We start from the raw sequence: 21,187 nt of genomic DNA on the forward strand, positions 1-21,187 counted from the left end.
GGGTGGGGTGCGGGAGGGGGCGGCGATCGGGGCCCTGCGGGAACGGTGCTTCGGGCGGTGAGCTGGGATGTGCGGGAACGGTGCTTCGGGCGGTGAGCTGGGATGTGCGGGAACGGTGCTTCGGGCGGTGAGCTGGGATGTGCGGGAACGGTGCTTCGGGCGGTGAGCTGGGATGTGCTGGTGGAGCGGATGCATTGAATTCCTTTCCGTTACGGCTTCGCCTGGCCGGCACCTCCCGCCACCTCCGGATCTCTCCGTGAGTGGCGGCAACCGGCCGTTTCCGAGCTGCCTTGTAACGGGTTAGGGCGGTCTGCGCGGCGCGGTGGGTTGTCTGGCGCCGGATTGCGTGACGTGGCCGACGTCATGCGAAGTGGTCTGGGCGTGCGACGAGGTCTGGGCGTGCGACGAGGTCTGCGGGCATGTGACGAGGTCCGGAGTCGTGCGAGAAAGTCCAAGGTGCTGGGCGACGCCCGAGGGTGTGACGCGTCCGGAGCCATGCGACTGGGCTCTGAGTTCTGTGAGAGTCCCCGGTTTGTGCGAGGAGGTATTGCCAACCGGCGACTGCTAGGTCGCGTGTAGAGCCGGTTGAAGGGCCGCTGCAGGTGATGTGGCAGCACCTTCGAGCGCCCAGGGCGGAAGCGCGGAGCCGCTGGTGCTTGCCGTCGTGAGGCGCAGAGCTTTCTGGAGGTTGGATGATCACTTCGCTTGTTGGGTTATGCGCCGGTCTGGCGGTTTGGGTGTGGTTCGGGCCTTCGGTTCCCGCCGTGCGCCTGGCGCAGTTGACGCGTGAGGCGGGCCGAGGGTTCTCGCTGCCCGACCTGCTGAAAGCCAGACGGTCACGCAAGGGGCTGACGCGGGCCTGGCGCGGTGGCACGGTCGAGTTGTGTCAGGCGGTCGTGGCCGAGCTTTCCGCCGGGCGGACGCCCGGTGAGGCCCTCTCCAGGGCCATCGGCGCCATCGAAGGGCCGCCGGAAGTCGTGAAAGCGCTTCGGCCGGTTGCGCGGGTGGCTCGCGACGGTGGGGACGTCGCGGCGGCGCTGATCGATGCGGCGCCTCCAGCCGGGGGTGAGGGGCTGCGGAGGCTGGCGTCCTGCTGGGAGGTCGGGGTCAGCGTCGGTGGCGGGCTCGCGCCTCTCGTGGAGCGTGTGGGCGGGGCGTTGCGGGACATGGAGAACCATCGGCAGGAGATCTCCGCGCAGCTCGCCGGGCCCCGGGCGACGGCTCGGCTGCTCGCGGGCTTGCCCGTGCTGGGGCTATTGATGGCGGCCGGGCTGGGGATGCAGCCGCTGCCGTTCCTCTTCACGACCCTGCCGGGGATGGGGTGCCTCGTCGTGGGGTTGGTGCTCAATGTCGCGGGGCTGCGGTGGACGGATCGCATGGTTCGGAAGGCAGAAGAGAGCGTCCGCTAGGGCGTGGGCGAAGGGGCGGCGCTCGGGCGACCTGCTCGGCGTGGCCACGACCAACGCCCTAAGACTCGGCGTCGAGCTGTCGGGTCCGCGAAGCGGCGTCTGCGAAAGGGGCGTCCGCGAAGCGGCGTCTGCGAAAGGGGCGTCCGCGAAGGGGCGTCTACGGGTGGGCGTCTACGGGTGGGCGTCTACGGGTGGGCGTCCACGGATGGGCGTCCGCTGAGGGAGGTCCGGTCGAAGCGGGTCTGATCTGGGCGCTCCCGGTCGAGACCAAGAGAGGAGGACGCGATGGTGGGGATTCTCTCCGGGTTGTGCGTGGCGCTTGCCGTCATGTGCTGGCCGGTTCGGCGTACTGCCGCCGAGCGGCTCAAGGCCGTGGTCGAGCCTCCCAAGGTTCAGGCTCCGGTCGCCGAGAACCCGGCTGGCCGGATCGTCCTGGTCGCGGGGCCGGTGCTCGTGCTGGTGGTGCTCGTGGTCGGCGGGGTCACCGGGGTCGTGTTGGGGGTGTTACTGGCAGGGCTGGTGGTCGTTCATCTCAGACGGCAGGAGGCTCCTCAGGAGCGCCGTCGCAAGGAGCTCGTCCGGGCCGATCTGCCGTTCGCCGCCGATCTCATGGCCGAGTGCCTGCGGGCCGGTCAGCCGCTCGTGGGGGCGATCGAGATCGTCGCCCGGGTCGTCGACGGGCCGTTGGGGGAGCGGTTGCGCTGGGCGGGCGGGCAGATGCGGCTGGGCGCCGATCCCGTCGAGGTGTGGCGGGGACTCGCGGCCGAGGACGCGCTCGCGCTGCTGGCCAGGGCCATCGCGCGGGCGGTCGAGTCGGGGGCGCCCGTCGCCGATGTGCTCACCCGAGTTGCGGAAGACGCCCGGCAGGCCGGGCGGGCCGCCTCTTCGACGGCGGCGCGGCGGGTGGGGGTGCAGGCGGTGGCGCCGCTGGGGTTGTGCTTTCTGCCGGCGTTCTGCTTTCTGGGCATCATTCCGGTCGTCGCGGGGCTGGCCGCTCAGGTGCTCGCGCCTTGACGGTGGCGGGTTCGCGTCGACCGTCGTTCGGGCGGCCTGTCATGATCTTCGGGCGAGGTTTTCCACACCGGCTCGCGGTACTGCACAGGGTGTGGACGGAAGTTGTCCACAGGTGTGGATAACCGCGCGGTCTCCATGTGGGTTTTGGGTTCGATTCCCCCGTACACGCAGGTCTTTTGAGTTTTCCACAGGGTCTTTCGTTTTCCACAGACCGAGGGTGGAGCCGGTGGAAACAGCGTCCGGATCGGCAGGCTGGCAGCGCCGGGACGGAGGGTCCGGACCGGTGTCAGGAGGACGCGTGAACGTCAAGTCCAAGGGCATCTCGTGGACGCGGGCCACGACCGCCAAGGCCAAGCGGGCGCGGGGAGCCGAGCGGTTGCGGGAAGCGGCCGCACGGGCGGCCCGGGTGCTGGCCGAGCAGGGCGGCAGCAGGCGGGCCGACGCGGGGATGTCGACCGCCGAATACGCCGTCGGCACCATCGCGGCCTGTGGGTTCGCGGGGCTGCTGTTCAAGGTGGTGACCTCGCCCGACGTCCAGGAGATGCTCAGCTCGCTCGTGCAGAAGGCGCTGGCGCTGGCCGGATGAGCCCGCGCGAGCGCGGTTCGGTCACCGCCGAGACGGCCGCAGCGCTGCCCGCGCTCGTGGTGGTCCTCGGCGTCGCCCTGTGGGCGGTGAGCGTGGTCGGAGCCCGGCTGGAGTGCGTCGACGCCGCGCGGGCCGGTGCACGGGCGGCGGCCCGGGGAGACGGGATCTCCGCCGTGCGTGAGGGAGCGCTCGCGGTCGCGCCTGCGGGGGCCACGGTCGAGGTGGCGGTGGGGGCGGCGCTCACGGAGGTGACGGTGCGGGTCCGGGTTCGGCCTGCCTGGGCGATGGCGCTGCCCGAGGTGGCGGTGTCCGCGTCGGCGACTTCGGCGACCGAGAAGGGCGTGCTGCCGTGTGGTGGCCGAGATGGATGCGCTGCGGCGACAACGAGTTCGGTGACCGACGACGGTGTGCTGCCGTGACCGCGAGTCCGATGGCAGACGACGGTGCGCTGTCGAAAACGACGGGCTCGGCGGCCGAACAGGTGCGGTGTTGCGACGACGGTTTCAGCGACTGATGAGGGTTGTGCTGCTGTGACAGCGTGGGCGGAGGCCGAGGCAGATGCGCTGTCGTGACGCCAGATTTGGCGACGGACCATGGCGTGCCGCGGCGTCAGAGGGTTCGGCGGCCAAGAGAGGCGTGCTGCTGCGTCAGCGAGTGCGGCGGCCAAGAGGGGCGTGCTGCTGCGTCAGCGAGTGCGGCGGCCAAGAGGGGCGTGCTGCTGCGTCAGCGAGTGCGGCGGCCAAGAGGGGCGTGCTGCTGCGTCAGCGAGTGCGGCGGCCGAGAGCAGATGAACTGCCGTGAGGCCGAGTTCGGCGATGAGGGTGCGATGCCGTGAGGGCGAAGTTCGGCGGACGAAAAGCGTGCTGCCGCGGCGCGAACTCGGCGAAGAGATGGCTGTCCCGACGCGATGGTCGGTTGGCGAGGAGCAGGGGGCGATGGTGAGAGCGCAAGGCGATAGACGTGACCGCGGTTCGGCGACCGTTTGGGTCGTCGCGGTGATGGTTCTGGTGTGGGGGGCGGCTTACGTGCTCGTCCAGGTCGGGATGGCGAGGGTGGCCGTGCACGCCGCCCGCACCGCCGCCGACCTGGGCGCTCTGGCCGCCGCCCAGCTGGCCCTCGCGGCCCCCCAGCAAGCCTGTGGGAGGGCGGCGGAGGTCGTCGTCGCCAACGACGCCCGGGTCGTCTCGTGCGAGGTCGAAAACGGGGTCTCCAAGGTCACGGCAGGGGTCCGGCTCCGGTTTCCGGGGTTCGACGAACGGGAGGCGTCGGCCACGTCCCGGGCCGGGCCCGTCTACCTCGACGCCGAGCGCTGAGAGGGAGGCCCCAGCAGGACGTCCAACAACTCCAGTGCCCCGCGCTTGCTCAACGGCTCGTTGCCGTTTCCGCACTTCGGCGACTGGATGCAGCTCGGGCACCCGTGCCCGCACTCGCACGACGCTATCGCGTCTCTGGTCGCGGTCAGCCAGGCTTCCGCGTTGCCGAAGCCACGTTCGGCGAAGCCGGCGCCGCCCGCGTGGCCGTCGTACACGAAGACCGTCAGGCGGCCGGTGTCGGGGTGCAACTCGGTCGAGACTCCGCCGATGTCCCAGCGGTCGCACGTTGCGAACAGGGGGAGCAGGCCGATCGACGCGTGTTCGGCCGCGTGGGCCGCGCCGCCCAGGTCGCCGATCTCGGCGGGCAGGGATTCTGCGGGCAAGGTCCACCAGACCGCTTTGGTGCGCAGGCTGCGGGGTGGGAGGTCCAGGGGCTCGTCGCCGAGCATCTCGCCGGTCGAGGTTCGGCGTTTCAGGTAGGAGACCACCTGGCGGGTCACCTCGACCGAACCGAAGTGCAGTTCGCCGGGGCCCAGCGGGTGGGAGCGGAGGGATTCGAGCACGGCGATGTCGGTCACGTCGCGCGCGAAGGTCGAGTAGTCGGGGGTGCCTGAGGTGACCAGGGCGACGCCCATCTCCAGGTCTAGTTCGTCGACGACGAAGGTCTCTCCCTGGTGGATGTGCACCGCGCCGGTGTGCACCGAGGTGTGGGAGGACGCCTCGTCGCAGGTGCCGAGGAGCCTGCCGGTGTCGGTCTCCACGATCTGGACCGGTGAGCCGCCCGAGCCGCGGATGTCGGCCAGGCCGGCGGCGAGGTCGCGGCTGGTCCAGAACCAGCCCGTGGGGCGGCGGCGTAGCAGGCCGTCGGCCACCAGGTCGTCCAGGACCGAGGCCGCGGCGGGGCCGAAGATCTCCAGGTCCGCCTCGGTCAGGGGGACCTCGGCGGCGGCGGCGCACAGGTGGGGGGCCAGCACGTAGGGGTTGTCGGGGTCGAGGACCGTCGCCTCGACCGGGCGGCCGAAGAGGGCTTCTGGGTGGTGGACGACATACGTGTCGAGGGGGTCGTCGCGGGCGATCAGGACCGCCAGGGCGTCTTGGCCGTCTCGGCCTGCCCGGCCCGCCTGCTGCCACAGGCTGGCCCTGGTGCCGGGCCAGCCGGCGATCAGGACCGCGTCGAGGCCCGACACGTCGACGCCGAGTTCCAGGGCGTTGGTGGTGGCCACGCCGAGGAGGTCGCCCGAGCGCAGGGACTTCTCCAGCAGGCGGCGGTCTTCGGCCAGGTAGCCCGCCCGGTAGGCGGCGATCTTGTCGGTCAGGGGGACGCCGGCGTCTTCGAGATGGGACCTCGCGGTGAGGGCGACCGTCTCCGCCGCGCGGCGGGAGCGGACGAACGCGAGGGTGCGGACCCCGTCGACCACGAGGTCGGCCAGCAGGTCGGCGGCCTCGGCGGTGGCGGCCCGGCGAATTGGAGCTCCACCTTCGCCGCGCAGATCGGTCAGAGGCGGCTCCCACAGGGCGACCGTCGTCGTGCCTCTGGGGGAGGCGTCCAGGGTCACCTCGGCCATCTGGAGGCCCGTCAGACGCATCCCGGTCGTCGCCGGGTCGCTCGCCGTTGCCGAGGCCAGGAAGAACACCGGGGAGGCGCCGTACTTCGCGGAGACCCGGCGCAGGCGGCGCAGGATCTGGGCCACGTGGGAGCCGAAGACGCCGCGGTAGCCGTGGCACTCGTCGACGATCACCAGTCGCAGGCGCCGCCAGAACGACGTCCAGGCCGAATGCCTCGGCAGGATCGAGCGGTGCAGCATGTCGGGGTTGGTCAGGACGTAGTTGGCGTTGCGCCTGACCCAGACCCGTTCCTCATGGGGCGTGTCGCCGTCGAAGGTCGCGGCCCGCAGGCCCTGGACGCCCAGCGCGGCCACCGAGCGGAGCTGGTCGGCCGCCAGGGCCTTGGTCGGGGTCAGGTAGAGCACGGTGCCGCCCGACAGGGCCTCGGTCAGCGCCGGGACCAGATAGGCCAGCGACTTCCCCGACGCGGTGCCTGTGGCGATGATCACGTTTTGGCCACGGTGGGCCAGGTCGGCGGCCTCTGACTGGTGGCTCCACAACCCCTGTATCCCGAGTCCCTCGAAACCCTCCCTCACCAGCGGGGGGACCCAGGTGGGCCACTGGGCTTGACCTGCCTGACGTGCCGGAACATGCTCCACATGAGTGACCCGCCCGTGGCGGCCCGCGACCGTGACCAGGCGGTCGAGAAGAGGACCGTTCCGGTTTGGCGTACGCTCTCGGGGAAGAGCAGGGGACGTCTGCGAAGTCATGGGTTTCCATCCTGGCATCTCGGGGGAGAGTCGCCCGGAGTCGTGATTTCGTATAGACACAGGGGCGTGGCGTGGTTGAATGCCGCGCGTCGGGGTCGTGCTTTCCTAGGATGCACGATCCGCATCGGGACCTACGCAGGCAAGGCGCTGGAGGATCAGTGGATCTGAAGTTGGACCACCGTACCGAGGACCGACTCACCATCGTCGAGGTTGAGGGTGAGATCGACGTCTACACCGCGCCCAGATTGCGTGAGCTGCTCATCGATTTGGTGAACAAGGGGAACTTCCACCTTCTCGTGAACATGGAGAAGGTCGACTTCCTCGACTCGACCGGCCTTGGTGTGCTGGTCGGCGGGCTCAAGCGGGTGCGGGCGCACGATGGCTCCCTGGAACTCGTCTGCACTCAGGAGCGGATTCTGAAGATCTTCCGGATCACCGGACTGACCAAGGTCTTCGGGATCTACGCCTCTGTGGAGGAGGCCAAGGAAGCCCACGGCCGAGACAAGTAGTCATGGCCACCGTCGAGCTGACGTTCAGCGCGCTACCGGCCCACGTGCGTACCGCTCGGTTGGTCGCGACGGCCATCGCCCGGCGCACCGGGGTGGCCGAGGCGCTGCTGGACGAAGTGCGGCTCGCCGTCGGAGAGGCGTGCTCCCGGGCCGTGGAGGCACATCGTCTCCACTGTCCGGGGGAGCCGATCCGGATCGAGCTCAAAGACGACTCGGGGCGGTTCGAGGTCACCGTGACCGACGCCGCCCCCAGCGACGACCTCAAGGCCGTCGATTCCTCTGACGGATACCGGCTGGTCGACGCGATGCTCGGGATAGTGCCCGAGATGCCCGGCCTCGGGATCGCGGTGATCGCGGGCCTGGCCGACGACGTCGAGGTCTCTCCCGGCCCCAACGGCGTGAAGATCAGAATGAGCTGGCCGGCCGCTCCGACCCCCAACGGGTTGGCCGCGGTCTGAGTGAGCGGTGACCGGCTCAGGCCGGTCACGGCTCGCGTTTCGAAGTCAGGGCTCCCGGTCATCCGGGAGCCCTTTTTTACTTGTGCGCAATCCCCGTGACATACGGCGATGCCCAATCCGCAGCCGATCTGTTCACCAATTTGCGGGGCGCAGGGGGTTCATATATGGCGGAGCGCTGCGTAGAGTACCCGGCACCGGCCAAGGTATTGCGGAACGCAACCGGAAGCGGCACTGCCAATGACCCGGAAGTGCGCCGCCGGAGCTCTCCTCCTACGGGGCAGCCGTAACATTTTGGGGCAGCCACTCCCGGGCAGGACCTACCCGTCTGGCCGAGGAGGACGGATTGTCTGCTCCTGCACATTTTCTAGCCGTGGATGACGGTACGGCGGTTTCCCTGAGCGGTGGTCACCTCACTCTCGTTGTCGTGGTGGCGGCCGTGGCCCTGCTCGCCCTCGCTGTCGCGGGCGGGCTCGTACGCGAGGTTCTCGCGGCGGGCCAGGGCACCGAGCGCATGCAGAACATCGCGAAAGCTGTTCAGCAGGGTGCTGCCGCCTATCTGACCCGGCAGTTCAAGACGCTTGCCATCTTTGTCGTGTTGATCCCGCTGGTGCTCCTGTTGCTGCCGGCGGAGACGACGGGGGTGCGTATCGGGCGCAGCGTCTTCTTCGTGATCGGCGCGCTGTTCTCGGCGCTGACCGGTTTCATCGGCATGTGGCTGGCGGTGCGCGGCAACGTCCGCGTCGCCGCGGCGGCCCGTGAGTCCGGTGAGAAGACGGCGATGCGCATCGCCTTCCGCACCGGTGGTGTGGCGGGCATGTTCACCGTCGGGCTGGGCCTGCTGGGCGCGGCCATCGTGGTGTTCGCGTACAAGGGAGACGCCCCGAGCGTCCTCGAAGGCTTCGGTTTCGGCGCGGCGCTGCTCGCGATGTTCATGCGAGTCGGCGGCGGCATCTTCACCAAGGCCGCCGACGTCGGCGCCGACCTGGTCGGCAAGGTCGAGCAGGGCATCCCCGAAGACGACCCGCGCAACCCGGCGACCATCGCCGACAACGTGGGCGACAACGTCGGCGACTGCGCCGGCATGGCGGCCGACCTGTTCGAGTCGTACGCGGTCATGCTGGTCGCCTCGCTGATCCTGGGCAAGGCGGCGTTCGGCACCGAGGGCCTGGTGTTCCCGCTGATCGTCCCGATGATCGGCGTCATCACGGCGATCATCGGCATCTTCATCACCGCCCCCCGGGCGGGCGACCGCAACGCGATGGCCGCCATCAACCGCGGCTTCTTCATCAGCGCGATCATCTCGGCGATCTTCGTGGCGGTGGCGGCGTTCCTCTACCTGCCGGGCAGCTTCGCCGAGCTGAACGGCGGCGTGCAGAACCTCGACGCCGACCCGCGCTGGATCGCCATCGGCGCGGTGCTCGTCGGCCTGGTGCTGGCCAGCGCGATCCAGATCCTCACCGGCTACTTCACCGAGACGAACCGCCGTCCGGTGAAGGAGATCGGCGAGAGCTCGCTGACCGGCCCCGCGACCGTCATCCTGTCGGGCATCTCGGTCGGCCTCGAGTCGGCCGTCTACTCGGCGCTCCTGATCGGCGGCGCGGTCTACGGCGCCTTCCTGCTCGGCTTCGGCAACGTCACCGTCGCGCTGTTCGCGGTGGCGCTGGCCGGCACCGGTCTGCTGACCACGGTCGGCGTGATCGTGTCGATGGACACCTTCGGCCCGGTCTCCGACAACGCGCAGGGCATCGCCGAGATGTCCGGCGACGTCGAGGGCGAGGGCGCGCAGGTGCTGACCTCGCTCGACGCCGTGGGCAACACGACCAAGGCGATCACCAAGGGCATCGCGATCGCGACCGCCGTACTGGCGGCGACGGCGCTGTTCGGCTCGTTCCGCACCGCCGTGGAGACGGCGCTGGCCGGGGCCTCGACCGAGGTCAAGAGCATGCTGGGCGGGTTCGCGAACTTCTCGCTGAGCGTCGACGCGCCGAACGTGCTCGTCGGTCTGATCATCGGCGCGGCCGTGGTGTTCCTGTTCTCCGGTCTGGCGATCATGGCCGTCGGGCGCGCGGCGATGCGGGTGGTCTTCGAGGTACGCGACCAGTTCCGCAGCAAGCCCGGGATCATGGCGGGCACCGAACTGCCCGACTACTCCCGCGTGGTCGACATCTGCACCAAGGACTCGCTGCGTGAGCTGGCGACGCCGGGTCTGCTGGCCGTCATGACCCCGATCGCGGTCGGTTTCGCGCTGGGATACGCCCCGCTGGGCGCCTTCCTGGCCGGGGCCATCGCGGCCGGCACCCTGATGGCGGTCTTCCTGTCGAACTCGGGCGGCGCCTGGGACAACGCCAAGAAGCTCGTCGAAGACGGCCACCACGGCGGCAAGGGCTCCGAGGCCCACTCCGCGACGGTCATCGGCGACACCGTCGGCGACCCGTTCAAGGACACCGCCGGTCCGGCCATCAACCCGCTGATCAAGGTCATGAACCTGGTCGCGCTGCTGATCGCGCCGGCCGTCGTGACCTACTACGACAACGTCGCCCTGCGGATCGGCGTGACGGTCGTGGCCGTGGTCGTCGTGATCGGCGCGATCATCGCGTCGAAGCGGCGCTCGGTGACGATCGACCGTCCGAACAGCGACAACGAGAAGAAGCTGGAGCCGGTGGTCAGCTAGACCCCCGGCGACGGCGGCCCCCCGGCACCCACGTGCCGGGGGGCCGCCGCACGTCCATAGACTCGACTTCCATGAACGACAAGGGTGGCCGCGGCCTGGCGGGGATTCTGCTCGGCATGGCTCTGATGTTCGCCGTCATCGTGGCCCTCGCCATGTGGGCGATGCCCTGAAAGGGGAGTAGACCGCGTGAAGACGCTGATCGTGTTGCGGCACGCCAAGGCCGAGCACACGCCCGGGGTGCTCGACTTCGACCGGGTGCTGACCAGCCGAGGCGAGCGCAACTCCCGTGAGGCCGGTGAGCTGATCGCCCGGCTGACACCCGACCTGATCGTGGCGTCGCCGTCGGCGCGCACCCGGCTGACCGCCGAACTCCTCGGCCTCGACGGGGTGCCCATCGAGTTCGAACGGGACGTCTACGAGGCGTACACCGACGAACTGATCGAGATCGTGCGGCGCACCGATCCCGAGGTCGGCACGCTGGTGCTGGTCGGGCACAACCCTTCGGTCCACGACCTGGTGGTGCAGTTGTCGGGGCCGCAGACCGAGAACTTCAAGCCGGGGGCGTTCGCCGTGATCGAGCTGCCGGGGCCGTGGGAGGAGCTCGACCCGGGCACCGGCACCCTGGTCGATGGCCACCAGCCTTAGAGACCGCGGCCTCGCCGTCGGCTACGGCCTCGTCGGCGCGGCCGGCCTGCTCATCCCGCTCCTGATCGGGCTGGCCACCGGGCAGCCCGACGTGGGCGGCGTGGTGGCGCTCGGCGCCTTCCTGGTGACCATCAGGGCCAATCCCGATCCGCCGGGTGTACGTCTGTCGTTCATGCTCGCCGGCGTGCTCGTGCTGGCCGCAGGGTCGGTCCTGGGTGTCTTACTCGTCGGGAACGACTGGCTGCTGATCCCGGTGGCGACGCTGGCGGCGGCCCTGGCCATCAGGTTCCCGGTGGTCGGCTTCACCGCGCCGCTGGCGCTGCTGCTCACGGCCGCCAACCCGCTGCCGGTCGACCCGATCCCCCATCTGGTCCTCCAGGTGGTCGGGGGGCTGCTGGCGGCCTTCCTGCTGACGCTGCCGTGGGCCTGGCGGCGCACCCGCCCGCTGGCGGCCACCCTGGCCGAGGCCGCCGGGTTGCTGGCCGACCTGCTGGAGGCCACCTTCGACGGCGAGCGCCGGGAGGACCTGCGCGACGAGGTCGCGAGCGCCCTCCACGACGCCCGCACCGCCTGCGCCCGGCACCGCTGGGAACGCCGCTCGCGCGACGCCGAGCGGGTCACCACGGCCCTGCGCCGGGTCTTCTACGAGGCCATCACGCTGCGCGAACTCGCCGATGCGACGGGCCTGCGCACGGAGATCGAACCGCTGACCGCCGAACTGGCCGCCCGCACCCGGGCCCTGTTCCGCGACGACGTCGAGATCGCCGAGGTCGACTTCGCCGCCCTGATCGACGATCTGCGCGGCGAACGCCCCGACGACGAGCGGGAGCTGCTGCGGCTGGTGCTGCTGCGCCAGATCGACCACGCCGCGACGCGCATCAGGGCCGCCCTCGACCAGGTGACGATGCCGGCGATGAAGCTGAAGTCGGTGCTCATCCCGATCCCGCAGCTGCCGGTGGAGAGCCCGGTCACCGACGCCATCATGATCGTTCCTAGATCCCCGGCGATGCGCCTGACCAGGGACGACCCCGGGTTCCGCCATCTGCTGCGGGCCATGCTGGGCACCGCGATGGCGTGCGTGATCATCGCGATCTTCACCCCGGAGCACGCGCAGTGGCTGGCGCTGGGCGTGCTGCTGACCATCCAGCCCACCTACGGCGAGACCCTCGACAAGGCCGGCGCCCGCGTCGGCGGCAGCATCGCCGGGGCGCTGGTCGCCGCCGTGGTGCTGCTGATCGCCCCCGGGTACGGCGTGCTCGCCGCCCTGATCGTGGTCAGCGCCGGCCTGGGGTTCGGCCTGTACGCCGTCCACTACGCCTACTGGGCCACGTTCATGACCATGTGCGTGCTGCTGCTGATCGACATCCAGGAGATGCAGACCTGGGACATCGCCGGGTTCCGGATCGGGCTGAACGTGCTCGGCGGGGCCATCGCGCTGGCCTGCGTGCGGTTGTTGTGGCCGCGCGGCGAGGGGGTGCGACTGCGCCGGCGGATGGCCGACCTGCTCAGGGCGCACGCCCTGGCGGCCCGGACGCTGGCCGAGGCGACCCGGGGCAGGCGGCCCGAAGGGGCGGCCGAACTGGCCATCCGGCGGGCCGCCGACATGGCCGAGGCGGTCGGGCAGGGCATCGCCGCGATGGCGCACGAACCCGGCGCGGGCGAGACCGGGCACGTCGCCGAGCTGCTCGAAGAGGTGACCAGGGTCCGCGACGGGCTCATCACGCTGACCTCGGTGTTGCGGGAGGACCCGGGCAACGACGTCGGCCCGGCTCCGGCCGTGCTGCACGCGGTGGCCGACCGGCTGGAGGGCGGGGCGGTGGCCGTACAGGAAGGATTGCCCTATCAGCCGCAGGGCGACGTCGACCAGACGCTTTCGGAACTGCGGACCTGGCTCGGGAAGCTGGCCGTCACCCGGCTGGGCGAGCTCGACGCCGACCCGGCCGACTCCCGCACCGAGGTCAGGAGGGCCCTGCTGCACGCGGCCGCGGCCGACCACGCGCTCAAGGCCCTCGCCGACGACTCGGCGCGGGTGGTGAGCCTGGCTACCGGGGACCGGTGAGGCCGTCTTCGGCGTCGGCCGCCTCGACCTCTTCGCGGGAGATGCCGAGCAGGTAGAGGATCGAGTCGAGGTAGGGCACGTTCAGCGCGGTGTCGGCCTTGGCCCGGACCACCGGCTTGGCGTTGAAGGCGATGCCGAGCCCGGCGACCTCCAGCATGTCGAGGTCGTTGGCGCCGTCGCCGACCGCGACCGTCTGGGTGACCGCGATCCCGGCCTCCTTGGCGAACCGTTCCAGGGCGCGGGCCTTGCCGGGCCGGTCGACGATCTCGCCGACGACCTTCCCGGTCAGCCGGCCGTCGACCACTTCGAGGGTGTTGGCGGCCGAGTAGTCGATGCCCAGGTCGGCCACCAGCGTGTCGGTGATCTGGGTGAACCCGCCGCTGACGATCGCGAACTTGTAGTCGAGCCGCTTCAGCGTGCGGACCAGGGTGCGGGCGCCGGGGGTGAGCACGACCTCCTTGGCGACCTTCTCGAAGACCTCTTCTGGCAGCCCTTCGAGCAGCGCGACCCGGCGGATCAGCGACTCGGCGAAGTCGAGTTCGCCGCGCATCGCCGCCTCGGTCACCCGGGCCACCTCGTCGAGGTTGCCCGCGTGGCGGGCCAGCAGTTCGATGACCTCGCCCTGGATGAGGGTCGAGTCGACGTCCATGACCACCAGGCGCTTGGCCCGGCGGAGGATGCCGGTGCGCTGCACCGCCACGTCGACCTGCTGGTGGCTGGCCTCAATGGCTAGCTCGGACCGCAGCGTCTTCGGGTCGGCGCCCGAGACGGCCATCTCGATGCAGGTCACGGGGTAGGACGACAGGCGTTCGATGCGGTCGATGTTGGCGCCGCTGGCCGCGATGCGGCCGGTGATCCCGGCCATCGCGGCCGGGGTGAGCGGGTTGCCGAGCACCGAGATGTGCAGGCGCCCTCGCCTGCGGGCCTCCTTGGAGGCGGTCCCGGTGGTGAGTTCGAGGTCCATGTCCAGGTCGGCTGCGACCTGCTCGATTGCGGTCCACAGGCCGCCGATGGTCTCACCGGTGCCCTTCGGTTTGCCTCCCGCGTAGGCCACCAGCACGCCCAGCGTCAGGCGGCCGCGGATGACCACCTGCTCGACGTCGGCGACGGTCACGGGAAAACCGGAGAGTACGGAGAAGAGTCGGGAGGTGACCCCAGGGCGGTCAGGACCGGTGAGCGTGATCAGAAGAGTGCGCTGTTTCATCCCGGATCTCTGGGCGTAGGACGGTTCCGTCGTCTCAACGCTACTGGGCCTGATCCCGGGGCCGTACACCAGGTTCACCATGCGGACGCCGACACGCCCGAAAAGTGAGAGATCTTCGTCACTTCCTCATGTCGTCATTTCCCTCATGAAGACTGAAAGGGAACTCCACCTCACGGACGCCCGCGGACGGTACTCCGTCAGCCTCGCCACCAGCGCGGCGGACGTCCAGGCGGCCCAGCGGCTGCGCTACGAGGTGTTCGCCGGGGAGATGGGCGCGCGGCTCGACTCCCCGGTGTCCGGGCTCGACGCCGACCGGTTCGACGCCTACTGCGACCACCTCATCGTGCGCGCGGGCACCGAGGTCGTCGGCACCTACCGGATGTTGCCCCCCGGGCGCACCGACCGGATGTACTCCGACGGCTACTTCGACACCGCCCGGCTGGCGGGCGTCCGCGACGGCCTGGTGGAGGTGGGCCGCACCTGCGTGCGCGCCGACCACCGGGGCGGCGCGGTGATGGGCCTGATGTGGGCCGGCATCGCCCACTACATGGTCGGCGGCGGCCACTCCTGGCTCGCCGGGTGCTGCTCGGTGCCCCTCGACGACAACGGCGCGGCCGCCGCGGGCGTGGTCGCCAACATCGACCTCGGGCCCGAGGAGTACCGCGTCACCCCGCGCAGGCCGTGGACGGGCGGCACCCCGCCGGAGCGGTTCGTGATCCCGCCGCTGCTGCGCGGCTACCTGCGGCTCGGCTCCTGGATCTGCGGCGCGCCCGCCCACGACGCCGACTTCGGCACCGCCGACTTCTTCGTGCTGCTCTCGCTGGCCAACGTCGACGCCCGCTACCTGCGGCACTTCCTGGGAGAGGCGGCATGACCATCACGGCGCCGGTCCGGGCGCTCACGCCCTGGTTGCCGCTGGCGCCCTGCGAGCCGGACCTCTGCGTGGCGCCCGCGCGCCGGCCGGCCGGGCTGGTCAGGCAGGGGGCGCGGCTGGTCGGCGCCGTCGTCGTGCTCACCGCCGGGCTGGTCTTCGCGGTGTTCGCCCGGCGGTTGTCGGCCGAGACGCTGGCGCGGGTGACGATGGCGTGGTCGCGGCTGCTGCTGCGGGCCCTTGGCATCAAGGTCACGGTCGCCCAGGGGTTCGCGTTCGTCGGCGGCGCGGCCGTGGCCGTCAAGGCCGTCTCCGACGAGGCCGGGGCCCTCATGGTGGCCAACCACATCTCGTGGCTCGACCCGCTCGTGATGGCGGCCGTCATGCCCTCGCGGCTGCTGGCCAAGAGCGAGATCGCCCACTGGCCGCTCATCAACACGCTCGTCGCCGGCTCCGGCGCGATCTTCATCGACCGCGAACGGCTCAGCCTGCTGCCCCGTACGGTCGGCGAGGTGACCGGCGCCCTGCGCGCGGGCGACACCGTCGTCGCCTTCCCCGAGGGCACCACCTGGTGCGGCCAGAGCATGGGCGGCTTCCGCCCGGCCCTGTTCCAGGCCGCCATCGACGCGGGCGCGGCCGTCCGCCCGGCGACGATCCGCTACCTGGAGGACGACGCCACCTCCGCCAGGCCCTGCTACGTCGGCGGCGACTCCCTGATCGGCTCGATCGCCCGCGTGGCCTCGACCAAGCACATGACCGTCGAGGTCACCATGTTCCCGCCGGTCGCCGGAACCGGCCAGACCCGGCGCTCCCTGGCCGGAGTGGCCGAGGCCCAGGTCCGGACCGCCCTGGGGGCGACCCACGGCGGCCTGCACTCCTGACGCCGACAAGCGACCAGGCCAAGGGCCTGATCGCCTGTCCCTCCGATTCACGATCAGCGGTCGAACTTCGCCAGTCGCAGCGGCGGAGTGTGGTTCACGAAGGCCGTGCAGTTGCCGGGCCACGCCGGGTTCATGCCGGTGCCCGGTGTCGGGTTGACCGTGCACGACGTCTGCCGGATCTGGCCTGAGGCGCTGGCGACCGTGACGTGCAGGTCGTTGCCCATCACGGCCAGGGACACCCCGGTCACGTTGCCCGGGTATCCGGGCACGCTGCTGAGGTTGTTCCAGAACGGGTTGGTGCGCGGGTCCCGGACCAGAGTGGTGCCGTTGCCGGGGGCGTAACCGATGAACTTGTTGTTCCCCTGGAAGGCGGTGTCGATCGAGGTGCCGGACTGTCCGGGAGGTCCGGGCGGTCCCTGCATTCCGGGAGGTCCGGGAGGTCCGGGCGGGCCGGGACGGCCCTTGCAGATGTAGCACGGCTTGTGCTTGTACTTGGGCCAGCGGCCGCAGTCCCAGTGGTTGCAGCTGGGCCCCTGCGGAGCGGCCACCACGTGGTGGCTCGTGACCTGGCGGGCTTCGGCCGCCTGCGCGGGCGTCGCCGTGGAGAGGAGACCACTCGTCATCAGCGTCGCCGCCGCGGCGGTCAGGAAGGACGCCTTGGTCAGCGGGTGCGATGACCCGGTCGTGGAACGGTGAATCACTGAAGTTTCTCCTGGTCGGTCTGAAGTGAGGCGCCCGCGTGTTCGGCCTCGCGGAGGCGCCAAGATCAGCAATACCCGCCGGGAAATGCGATTCGTGAGGCAGCGGTTACGTATCGTGCAAAATCGTGATAACAGCGGCGAACGGGGCTGTTGATAACAGTTGGGGCGAATCGCCCGCCTAGCTTGTTCCCTAGGTAGTCTTCGCCCCATGGGCTCCACGATCATCGTCAATGATCTGCGAAAACATTATGGTCAGGTGCGCGCCGTAGACGGTGTTTCGTTCTCCGTCGAGGAGGGCGAGTTCTTCGGCATCCTCGGGCCGAACGGGGCCGGGAAGACCACCACGCTGGAGATCGTCGAAGGTCTCCGGGAGGCCGACTCCGGCACCGTCGAGGTCCTCGGCATGCGCCCGTGGCCGCGCAACGCGAAGTTGCTGACGCGGATCGGCGTACAGCTGCAGGCGACCTCGTTCTTCGAGCGGCTCACCGCGCGCGAGCAGATCAGGACCTTTGCGTCCCTCTACGGCGTGGCCCACAAGAAGGCCGACGAGATGCTCGGCCAGGTCGGGCTGGAGGACAAGGCCGACACCCCCGCCGAACGGTTGTCGGGCGGCCAGGGGCAGCGGTTGTCCATCGCCTGCGCCCTCGTCCACGACCCCGACATCGTCTTCCTGGACGAGCCCAGCGCCGCCCTCGACCCGCAGGCCCGCCGCAACCTGTGGGACCTGCTGCGGCAGATCAACGACGACGGCCGCACGGTCGTGCTGACCACCCATTACATGGACGAGGCCGAGTCGCTCTGCGACCGCGTCGCCATCATGGACGACGGCCGCATCCTCGAACTCGGCGCCCCGGCCACCCTGGTCAGAGGGCTGGAGGCGGTCACCCGCATCAGCCTGGAGACCGGCACGCTCACCGTCGAGTCGGCCGCCGAACTCGCCGGCCCGGGGGCCTCCGTCGACGACGACGGCGTCTCGGTCACCATCGGCACCGACGACCCGGCCCGGGTGCTGACCGCGCTGGCCGAGCGCAACCTGCTCACCGGCATCCAGGTGCGCGGGGCCACCCTCGAAGACGTCTTCCTCAACCTCACCGGACGGGAGTACCGCGCGTGACCGCCTTCACGTCCCTGTCGCGGGCGATGTTGCTCGGCTGGTTCCGTGACCGGTCGGCGCTGTTCTTCTCGATCCTGTTCCCGCTGATGTTCCTGGTCCTGTTCGGCGGCGTCTTCAGCGACATGGGCACGTCCAAGATGACGGTGATCCAGGTCGGCCAGGTGCCGCTGCTGGAACAGAGCGCGGCGGGGCTGGGCGACGTCCTGGAGATCCAGAAGAGCGACGACCCGGCCGCCGCGCGCGAGAAGGTCAAGGAGGGAGACGTCGTCGCCGCGATCAGCCAGCAGGGCGACGCGCTCCAGGTCTTCTACTCGGCCGCCGACCAGGTGCGGTCGGGCACCGTCCAGGGTGTGCTCCGGCAGGTCGTCGCCCAGGCCAACGCCGCTGGGGTGCCGCAGCGCTTCACGATGAGCGCCCAGCAGGTCGAGGACGACTCGCTCAAGGCCATCCAGTACGTCACCCCCGGCCTGCTGAGCTGGGCGGTCGCCATGGGCGCGGCGTTCGGGGCGGCGGCGACGCTGGTCACCTGGCGGGAGAAGCGCATCCTGCGGCGGTTGCGGTTGGCCCCCGTCTCACTCGGGTCGGTCGTCGGGGCCCGCGTCGGCGTCAGCGTCGTCATCGCCCTCATCCAGACCGCGATCTTCCTGGGCGTCGCGTCGTTGCCCTACTTCGGGCTCCAGCTGTCGGCCTACTGGTGGATGTCGATCCCGCTGATCATCGCGGGCACCCTGACGTTCATGGCGATCGGCCTGGTCGCGGGCGGGCTGGCCAAGTCGGCGGAGGCCGCGTCGGGCATCGCCAACCTGATCGTGTTGCCGATGGCGTTCCTGTCGGGCTCGTTCATCCCGCTCGACGCCGCGCCCGGCTGGCTCCAGACGTTGTCGAACGTCTTCCCCCTCAAGCACCTCAACCAGGGCCTGCTCGACGTGATGGTGCGCGGGCAGAGTCCGTTGTCGGCGCTGCCGGAACTGGGCATCGTGCTGGCGTTCGGGCTGGTCATCAGCCTGATCGCGATGAAGGTGTTCCGCTGGGACGACGTCTAGGAAAGCGGGAACCCGCCGTCGCGGCCACGACGGCGGGTTGTGGGGGTGCCTTGGGGTGCCGCTACTTCTTCTTGGGCTTGACGACCGCCGTCTTGACGGTGCGCATCATCTCCCAGCCCTTGAGGTTCTGCTCGCGCAGGCGGGCCCGGTCGAGGTTCTCCGCGCCGGCGGGGATGTCGTACACCCAGGCGCCGACCTTGCCGGTCTGGGTGCCCTTGGCGGTCTTCTTCAGCTGGAACCGCAGACTCACCCAGGTGGAGTCGCCCACGTCGAGGATGAAGTCGTTGGGGCACAGGAAGTGGCGCCCGTCGAGGAAGCACTTCAGCCCGTCGCCGGCGCCGTAGGAGATCTTCTTCTTGAGGTCGACGTCCTTCGGGAGGAGGCCGCCGACGTCGAAGTAGTCGGCCGCGTGGGGGCCGTTGTTGGTCACCTCGAAGGTGTAGGTGACGTAGCCACCCGGCTTGGCCTTCTTCGTGTACGACAGCTTCGTGACCTTGAACTGCGACCACGGGTCGTCGGCGGTGGTGGCCGAGGCGGCGGCCGGGGCGACTAACGCCGCCGCGGCCAGCAGGGCGACCCCTGCGATCGTGCGCGTGACAGTGCGCATGTGTTTTGTCTCCCAATGAACAGACGGGGAGAGAGAAGGAACCCCCGTGATACTCGAAGGGATTTCCTACCATTTCCCGGCTGAACTGCGAAAGATCTTTTATATGTCGATTCGGCGCGTTCCAAGGATGAGATGGACGTCGCCGAACTCGTGCCACAGATAACCGTGGTCGAGCGCCGCCTCATACGACTTCATGACGAGATCGGCGCCCCCGACGGCCGACAACATCATGAGATGGGTGGACCGGGGTTCGTGCAGCCCGGTCAGCAGCCCGTCGACGACCTCGGGCGGATGCTCCGGCGAGACGATCCGCGACGTCCAGCCCTCGTCGTGGCCGGTCTCCAGCGCCCGCACCACCGTCGTGCCGACCGCGATCACCCGGCCGCCGTTCTCCTTGGTCATCCGCACCAGCCGCCGGGTGGACGCCGGGACCTCGAACCGTTCGGCGTAGGGCGGCTCGTCCTTCTCGGGTGAGGCCACCCCCGTGTGCAGGGTGACCGGCGCGATCGTGATCCCCCGGGAGACCAGGTCGGTGACCAGCCGGGTGGTGAACGGCCGTCCGGCGCTGGGCATCTCGGCGCTGCCCGGGATCCGGCCGAACACGGTCTGGTAGTCGTCGATGGGCCAGTCGCGGTCGACGTAGGAGTAGCGGATCGGCGTGCCGTGCCGCTCCAGGTAGCCGACGACGTCGGCGTCGAGCCGGGCCTTCCACAACCGAGGGGTGAAACGTTCGACCAGCCGCAGCGTGGCCCCGCCCGGAAGCGGCAGCCACTCGCCCGGCGCCCCGCCCTGGTACGTGGTGCCTCCCGGGCACCGCAGCTCGACCAGCCACTCACCCCAGGGCAGCTCGGTCGAGAAGTGCACCCACAACCGGTCGAGCTTCACGGCGGCCGGCAGGGTGCGCGAGTTGTTGACCACGACCAGGTCGCCGGGGTCGAGCAGTTCGGGCAGGTCGGTGAAGGCGTGGTGGGTGATCGCGCCGGTCAGCCGGTCGGAGACCATGAGCTTGACCGAGTCGCGAGCCTCCGGCGGGCGGTGGGCCTCGTTGACCGACGGCAGGGCGAAGTCGATGCTCATGCCAGGCTCCCCTTGGTGTGGCGGCCGCTGGCCGGGCGCTCGGCGACCAGCCTGACGATCAGCGGCGCGACCTCGTCGGGGAGCGGCGCCTCGCCCGCCTCCTGCGGCCCGATCGCGTCGGCCAGCATCCGCGTCCGCATCTCGCCCGGGTCGAGCCACCAGACGGCCACGTCGCGTTCCTCGACGGCCAGCACGTTGGAGAGCTGCTCCAGCGCGGCCTTGGTCGCGCCGTACCCGCCCCACCCCTCGTAGGGCTCGACGGCGGCGTCGGAGGAGACGTTGACGACGGCCCCCTTGCGGCGGCGCAGCGCGGGCAGCACCGCCTGGGTCAGCGCCAGCGGGGCCACCACATTGGTCTCCAGCAGTTGCCGCAGCACGGGCACGGGATAGTCGCCCAGCGCCGGAAGGGGCACCGCCCCCAGCCCACTGGCGTTGTTCACCAGCAGATCCAGGTCCGGTACGGCTTCCGCCAGCCGCTCGCGGTGCGCGGGATCGGCGACGTCCCCCGCGATCGCGGTCGCGCCGAGACGCCCGGCCGCCTCGGCGAGGTCGTCGGCGCCGCGGGCGGTCAGGGTCAGGTGCCATCCGTCCTTGGCGAGCTCGGTGGCCAGCGCCAGCCCGAGCCCTCGGGAGGCCCCGGTGATCAGTGCGTTCTTCATGGGCTCAACGCTAGGAATTCCGGCGATCGAGCACATCGGGCCCGGGACCGG

Annotated in this window: 20 protein-coding genes; 14 read left to right on the plus strand and 6 right to left on the minus strand. The window is 70.3% G+C overall.

Going from position 1 to position 21,187, the window contains the following annotated elements; translation table 11 throughout:
- The first annotated feature begins 692 nt into the window (after positions 1 to 692).
- The 5 genes from AW274_RS11090 to AW274_RS11110 all read left to right on the plus strand — a co-directional run bounded on the left by AW274_RS11090 (position 693) and on the right by AW274_RS11110 (position 4,322).
- Positions 693 to 1,409, plus strand: a complete 717-nt coding sequence (locus tag AW274_RS11090) for a type II secretion system F family protein (RefSeq protein WP_157520010.1) — start codon at positions 693 to 695, stop codon at positions 1,407 to 1,409.
- A gap of 285 nt (positions 1,410 to 1,694) precedes the next feature.
- Positions 1,695 to 2,423: a type II secretion system F family protein gene (locus tag AW274_RS11095; RefSeq protein ID WP_232320073.1), complete on the plus strand. Its 729-nt coding sequence runs from the start codon at positions 1,695 to 1,697 to the stop codon at positions 2,421 to 2,423.
- Positions 2,424 to 2,721: 298 nt separating this feature from the next.
- A complete protein-coding gene (locus tag AW274_RS42935) occupies positions 2,722 to 3,009 on the plus strand; it encodes a DUF4244 domain-containing protein (protein ID WP_083974008.1) in 288 nt (95 codons plus the stop codon).
- Positions 3,006 to 3,428: a TadE family type IV pilus minor pilin gene (locus tag AW274_RS11105; RefSeq protein ID WP_063813227.1), complete on the plus strand. Its 423-nt coding sequence runs from the start codon at positions 3,006 to 3,008 to the stop codon at positions 3,426 to 3,428. The genes AW274_RS42935 and AW274_RS11105 overlap by 4 nt, the downstream gene beginning before the upstream one ends.
- A 516-nt stretch (positions 3,429 to 3,944) precedes the next feature.
- Positions 3,945 to 4,322, plus strand: a complete 378-nt coding sequence (locus tag AW274_RS11110; protein ID WP_063813333.1) for an Rv3654c family TadE-like protein — start codon at positions 3,945 to 3,947, stop codon at positions 4,320 to 4,322.
- Here AW274_RS11110 and AW274_RS11115 read toward each other — a convergent pair.
- Positions 4,301 to 6,637 (minus strand): DEAD/DEAH box helicase, encoded by a 2,337-nt coding sequence (locus tag AW274_RS11115; RefSeq protein ID WP_439648757.1) that lies wholly within the window; start codon positions 6,635 to 6,637, stop codon positions 4,301 to 4,303. The two genes, AW274_RS11110 and AW274_RS11115, sit on opposite strands and share 22 nt — an antisense overlap.
- A gap of 158 nt (positions 6,638 to 6,795) precedes the next feature.
- On the opposite strand from AW274_RS11115, the gene AW274_RS11120 reads away from it, so the two are divergent.
- The 5 genes from AW274_RS11120 to AW274_RS42615 all read left to right on the plus strand — a co-directional run bounded on the left by AW274_RS11120 (position 6,796) and on the right by AW274_RS42615 (position 12,979).
- Positions 6,796 to 7,146, plus strand: a complete 351-nt coding sequence (locus AW274_RS11120) for an STAS domain-containing protein (protein ID WP_030456213.1) — start codon at positions 6,796 to 6,798, stop codon at positions 7,144 to 7,146.
- A 2-nt stretch (positions 7,147 to 7,148) separates the two neighbouring features.
- Positions 7,149 to 7,604: an ATP-binding protein gene (locus tag AW274_RS11125; RefSeq protein ID WP_062340505.1), complete on the plus strand. Its 456-nt coding sequence runs from the start codon at positions 7,149 to 7,151 to the stop codon at positions 7,602 to 7,604.
- Positions 7,605 to 7,974: 370 nt separating this feature from the next.
- The gene (locus AW274_RS11130) at positions 7,975 to 10,275 is read left to right on the plus strand and encodes a sodium-translocating pyrophosphatase (RefSeq protein WP_062430947.1); all 2,301 of its coding nucleotides are present in this window, start codon (positions 7,975 to 7,977) and stop codon (positions 10,273 to 10,275) included.
- Positions 10,276 to 10,461: 186 nt separating this feature from the next.
- Positions 10,462 to 10,920 (plus strand): SixA phosphatase family protein, encoded by a 459-nt coding sequence (locus AW274_RS11135; protein WP_063813230.1) that lies wholly within the window; start codon positions 10,462 to 10,464, stop codon positions 10,918 to 10,920.
- Positions 10,904 to 12,979 carry an FUSC family protein gene (locus tag AW274_RS42615; protein ID WP_062430948.1) on the plus strand — a complete coding sequence of 692 codons (2,076 nt, stop codon included), beginning with the start codon at positions 10,904 to 10,906 and terminating at the stop codon, positions 12,977 to 12,979. Before AW274_RS11135 ends, AW274_RS42615 begins: the two co-directional genes overlap by 17 nt.
- Here the strand turns inward: AW274_RS42615 and serB are convergent.
- On the minus strand, positions 12,963 to 14,183 hold the full coding sequence (gene serB / locus AW274_RS11145) for a phosphoserine phosphatase SerB (RefSeq protein WP_062430949.1): 1,221 nt from the start codon (positions 14,181 to 14,183) through the stop codon (positions 12,963 to 12,965). The two genes, AW274_RS42615 and serB, sit on opposite strands and share 17 nt — an antisense overlap.
- A gap of 145 nt (positions 14,184 to 14,328) precedes the next feature.
- Here serB and AW274_RS11150 point away from each other — a divergent pair, with 145 nt between their 5' ends.
- Together AW274_RS11150 and AW274_RS11155 are read left to right on the plus strand one after the other, a co-directional pair.
- Positions 14,329 to 15,057, plus strand: coding sequence for a GNAT family N-acetyltransferase (locus AW274_RS11150; protein ID WP_062430950.1), 729 nt, complete (start codon positions 14,329 to 14,331; stop codon positions 15,055 to 15,057).
- Positions 15,054 to 15,935 (plus strand): lysophospholipid acyltransferase family protein, encoded by an 882-nt coding sequence (locus AW274_RS11155; RefSeq protein ID WP_062430951.1) that lies wholly within the window; start codon positions 15,054 to 15,056, stop codon positions 15,933 to 15,935. The genes AW274_RS11150 and AW274_RS11155 overlap by 4 nt, the downstream gene beginning before the upstream one ends.
- A gap of 53 nt (positions 15,936 to 15,988) precedes the next feature.
- On the opposite strand, the gene AW274_RS40185 is transcribed toward AW274_RS11155, so the two are convergent.
- A complete protein-coding gene (locus tag AW274_RS40185; protein ID WP_157520012.1) occupies positions 15,989 to 16,636 on the minus strand; it encodes a hypothetical protein in 648 nt (215 codons plus the stop codon).
- A 256-nt stretch (positions 16,637 to 16,892) separates the two neighbouring features.
- On the opposite strand from AW274_RS40185, the gene AW274_RS11170 reads away from it, so the two are divergent.
- Positions 16,893 to 17,750 carry an ABC transporter ATP-binding protein gene (locus tag AW274_RS11170; RefSeq protein WP_232320074.1) on the plus strand — a complete coding sequence of 286 codons (858 nt, stop codon included), beginning with the start codon at positions 16,893 to 16,895 and terminating at the stop codon, positions 17,748 to 17,750.
- On the plus strand, positions 17,747 to 18,793 hold the full coding sequence (locus AW274_RS11175; RefSeq protein WP_157520014.1) for an ABC transporter permease: 1,047 nt from the start codon (positions 17,747 to 17,749) through the stop codon (positions 18,791 to 18,793). The genes AW274_RS11170 and AW274_RS11175 overlap by 4 nt, the downstream gene beginning before the upstream one ends.
- Before the next feature lie 61 nt (positions 18,794 to 18,854).
- Here AW274_RS11175 and AW274_RS11180 read toward each other — a convergent pair whose 3' ends face one another.
- From AW274_RS11180 to AW274_RS11190, 3 genes are all read right to left on the minus strand, one after another.
- Positions 18,855 to 19,400 carry a DUF11 domain-containing protein gene (locus AW274_RS11180; protein ID WP_062430955.1) on the minus strand — a complete coding sequence of 182 codons (546 nt, stop codon included), beginning with the start codon at positions 19,398 to 19,400 and terminating at the stop codon, positions 18,855 to 18,857.
- Positions 19,401 to 19,499: 99 nt separating this feature from the next.
- Positions 19,500 to 20,477, minus strand: coding sequence for an S-adenosylmethionine:tRNA ribosyltransferase-isomerase (locus AW274_RS11185; protein WP_062430956.1), 978 nt, complete (start codon positions 20,475 to 20,477; stop codon positions 19,500 to 19,502).
- Complete coding sequence (locus AW274_RS11190) at positions 20,474 to 21,136, minus strand: SDR family NAD(P)-dependent oxidoreductase (RefSeq protein WP_062430957.1); 663 nt, start codon at positions 21,134 to 21,136, stop codon at positions 20,474 to 20,476. The genes AW274_RS11185 and AW274_RS11190 overlap by 4 nt, the downstream gene beginning before the upstream one ends.
- Positions 21,137 to 21,187 lie beyond the last annotated feature (51 nt).

The organism is Herbidospora daliensis (genome assembly GCF_001570585.1).
GTDB lineage: Bacteria > Actinomycetota > Actinomycetes > Streptosporangiales > Streptosporangiaceae > Herbidospora > Herbidospora daliensis.